This window comes from Psychrobacter sp. 1U2, from assembly GCF_051847575.1.
This window is the reverse complement of sequence record NZ_JBPYDC010000258.1, coordinates 1-1,298: the sequence shown is the minus strand read 5'-3', so window position 1 is coordinate 1,298 and position 1,298 is coordinate 1. Positions and strand designations below refer to the sequence as shown.

General features: G+C 40.1%; 2 protein-coding genes. Both read left to right on the top strand.

Going from position 1 to position 1,298, the window contains the following annotated elements; genetic code table 11:
- A partial coding sequence (gene prmA, locus ACS8FD_RS14985; RefSeq protein WP_439276442.1) for a 50S ribosomal protein L11 methyltransferase occupies positions 1-763 on the top strand: 763 nt, incomplete at its 5' end.
- Positions 764-951: 188 nt separating this feature from the next.
- A partial coding sequence (locus ACS8FD_RS14980; RefSeq protein WP_439276441.1) for a zinc-ribbon domain-containing protein occupies positions 952-1,298 on the top strand: 347 nt, incomplete at its 3' end.

The window sequence follows — 1,298 nt, the reverse complement described above, 5'->3', positions numbered from 1 at the left end:
ACTAACCGGCCTTTTTGACGCTACTACTGAAGACGGCAGTCGAAAGGCCGTTGAGCAGCTCAGTCATGATATTGCAGCACAAATACAAGCCAGTCGCATTTGGTTAACAGCAGTTGACGATAAGGACTGGGAACGTGAATGGATGACTCATTATCATCCAATTGAATGCGCTAACAACCTATGGATTGTGCCTAACTGGTTAACGCCACCTGACGCTGATGCCACTAATATTGTTATGGATCCGGGACTTGCCTTTGGCACAGGTTATCACGCCACTACGCGTCTATGTCTAGACTGGCTAACAGAGCAAGACTTAGAGAATAAAGTAATTATAGATTATGGTTGCAGCTCGGGTATATTGGGCATTGGCGCGTTGTTATTAGGTGCCAAACAAGTCTATGCAGTCGATATTGATCCACAAGCAGTTCTAGCTACGAACCAAAACGCTGCACGCAATAAGGTTGATGGACAATTGCAAGCATTTTTACCAGAAGAGTTTGCAGATTATTGCGCGCAGCACGATATTATTCCAGTGGATGTTATTGTTGCCAATATTTTAGCAAAACCTCTTATTAGTCTCGCTCCCTATTTTGCAACTTTAATGACACCTAAAGGACGCATAGTGTTAGCAGGATTAATTGAGTCTCAGACCGAGCAGGTTGCAGAGGCTTATCGTCCTTACTTTGACCTTGATCCCAAACATGCTTTCACTTCTCAAGAAGATCAACATTGGCAACGTCTATCAGGATTATTTACACAATAGCAATAAAAAATAGTTTTGTTTACACACTAGCAACAATTTATTACATCTGTTACGATAGGTAATTGGTTGGATTTTGCAAATGCAATACTACTCCCTATTGTCTATCGTGTTACAGATATCTCAAATAAGACAGTTTTTGGTGAGTGAGTATATGGTGATTATTACTGTATTTCTTTGGACTCAATTACATGACTACGCTTATCAAAACACAATGTCCTTCTTGTCAAGCCTACTTTAGTTTGCCACAAACTTTACTAAATGAGCTGGATGCAAAAGTACGCTGCAAACGCTGTCAGCAGATATTTTTGGTCAATGAAAACCTTGTGGTTTCTGGTAACGAGCCTTCGGGTATCAATAACACCTCTACTTTCAACCAAAAAAATAATCATAATAACGTGCAACAAAAAGATGATGACTTTTTATCTTCTGACACGCTTATCTATGATGATATGCCTATTGATTATCTTGAATCGCCAAACTCAGCACACAATTCATTGGATGAGATGAGCGCTTGGTCTTTTGATTTGGACGCTAC